We start from the raw sequence: 2,304 nt of genomic DNA, 5'->3' as shown, positions 1-2,304 counted from the left end.
ACCTACACCTGCCCCGAAGGACATAAACTAACCAGTAACCAAAGCCACTATAAAACAAGAAACTACACTTTTAAACAGTACAAAACCAAGGCGTGCAAAGGTTGTTCAGTTCGCAGTTTATGCACCAAGGCAAAAAACGGAAAAATTGTTCAACGCAGTGAGTACGCCCCATATATAGAAGCTAATGCCCATCGAGTGACCCAGAACAAACAACGCTATAAACAACGTCAGGCGCTGGTCGAACACCCTTACGGCACCTTAAAACGCCAGTGGGGCTTTGATTACATAATTACCAAAAGAAAGATAGCCGTGGCTTCGGCAGATGTCGGCTTGATGACCCTTGCCTACAACCTTAAACGACTCTTTAATCTCGGTGTAAAGTTCGATATAACGGCCGTTTGCGCTGCGCTCAATTCGTTTTTAGGGGTTATATTGCTTGCTATAACCCAATTATCCACTCAGGAAGCTTTAAAATTCGCATTCCCGAGAAATTTCATAAAATTCATGAAATACGGAAATCTTAACCCTGCAACTGAATTTAAAAGAAAATTAGTGTAGTTTTGAGACAGACTGCCGTTGTGCAACAGTTAAAAAAAATCGTGAGAACATTACTATTTACAATTCTGATATTAGCTATTTCGTGTAAATCATTACGAAATAACTCAAATATTGGAAAAATTGGAAATTCGGATTACTACATTTTAAAATTCGAACCAAATGAAAAATATCCGATTTTCGAGAATGCTCAACCGACTGAACTAACTCACGAAGAAATAGTCGAAACTGAAAAAATAATAAAATCAAAAGTTGATAAAATAACGTCTGAATGGCGTGCAGAAACCGATAATGAATATGCAGAAAGTGAATATCAATATGACCGCCAATATATAGCTGCAATCAATGAAAATGGAGAAAAACTAATTTGGATTAACTTCTTTTGTGAAAAAAGTCTGGCGGAATTTTATGATTTAAGAAAGGAACGAACAAATACAGCGGATGGTGGAAAATGTTTTTTTCAATTAAAAGTAAATTTGACAAAAAAGACAATAATCGGTTATAAGTTTAACGGAATAGCGTGAGGATAAAACCGTTGCACAACAAGGTATAAAAAAAATAGGGCAAGCAAGTGCTAAACCCAATGTTTCAGGCACATTTGCGAGGTCGCCAAATCTTTTGATTTGGCTTTTAGATGAATAATATAAAACAAAATGCAAAAGATTTGGCTTGTGGATAATCCGAAAGGTAATTGCTTATTTACAGCCCTACTTCTTTTATACTAAACGTTGTGCGCAAGCTGAAAAAAAATTGAGCTTTAATGAAAAACATTACAATTGATATAAACGAAGCGACTATAAAAAATTACGTGAGTTCATTACGACCAGAAAATCAAGAAATTCGTGCACAACTTGATTTCGGATATTCTTATGACGGAAAAGTAATTGTACTTTATGAAATTCGTCCTGTTTGGAATAATCCAAAAGAAATTCAACATATCGAATTCGCGAAAATCAGGTTTTATAAATCAAGACAAGAATGGAATTTATACTGGATGCGTGCAAGCGGAAAATGGGAACTTTATGAACCATTTCCAAAATCAACACATTTAGATAACATTATCGATATTATCAAAGAAGATAAACACGGTTGTTTTTATGGATAGTTCAAACCAAAATATAATTAAAGAAATTGCGCAGGAATTAGATTGCGGAAACGACTGCTATTACAATCCTAAAACGAACGAATTAATAACAATTCCGAATTTTGGGGAAATGTTGGATGAAGATGAATTTCGTGAATCTTTTGGAGCGGAATTTAAAAAAGTAAAGAAAAACAAAGCGGATTTTATAAAAATCGAGGTTTTAGAGAGTTTTGAGTCTTTTAAGATTATGGAACGTTTTATTACCCAAATTGCGGACGAACAATTTCAAGCAGAATTGGAAATTATCTTGGAACGGAAAAGACCATTTCAGAATTTTAAGAATACAATTGACAATTCGGATTATAGACAAAACTGGTTTGACTTTAAACAAAACGCGTTGGAAAAAATAGTAGAAACGCAATTAAACCGAGGCAAAGCCAGCGCACAACAAAGAACTGAGATAAAAAACAACTAATTTCTTTATTAATTTTTGACAATATAATTCTAGGCTTACAGATAGAAAGAATAGATCCGTAAGCTCTTTTTTGTTTCAGGCACAATTATTTTACTGTAAGAATCGAAACGAATTCTGCATCATATGGTAAACCCGATTTTGCGATAGCAAAACATTGTTTTAACAACTTATTTGCCACTGCAATAAGCGC

The 2,304-nt window shown here is 34.3% G+C and carries 4 protein-coding genes; all 4 read left to right on the top strand.

Going from position 1 to position 2,304, the window contains the following annotated elements:
• The coding region (locus FHP04_RS14235) for a transposase (RefSeq protein WP_179951797.1) at window positions 1–558 on the top strand (558 nt) is incomplete at its 5' end.
• A 41-nt stretch (window positions 559–599) separates the two neighbouring features.
• On the top strand, window positions 600–1,079 hold the full coding sequence (locus FHP04_RS14230) for a hypothetical protein (protein WP_139856818.1): 480 nt from the start codon (window positions 600–602) through the stop codon (window positions 1,077–1,079).
• A 236-nt stretch (window positions 1,080–1,315) separates the two neighbouring features.
• Window positions 1,316–1,660 carry a DUF3024 domain-containing protein gene (locus FHP04_RS14225; RefSeq protein ID WP_068449939.1) on the top strand — a complete coding sequence of 115 codons (345 nt, stop codon included), beginning with the start codon at window positions 1,316–1,318 and terminating at the stop codon, window positions 1,658–1,660.
• Window positions 1,653–2,114, top strand: coding sequence for a UPF0158 family protein (locus FHP04_RS14220; protein WP_139856817.1), 462 nt, complete (start codon window positions 1,653–1,655; stop codon window positions 2,112–2,114). Before FHP04_RS14225 ends, FHP04_RS14220 begins: the two co-directional genes overlap by 8 nt.
• Window positions 2,115–2,304: the final 190 nt, after the last annotated feature.

The sequence above is a fragment of the Aequorivita sinensis genome, assembly GCF_006346335.1.
Taxonomy (GTDB): Bacteria; Bacteroidota; Bacteroidia; order Flavobacteriales; family Flavobacteriaceae; genus Aequorivita; species Aequorivita sinensis.
This window is presented reverse-complemented; position numbering and strand designations above follow the sequence as displayed.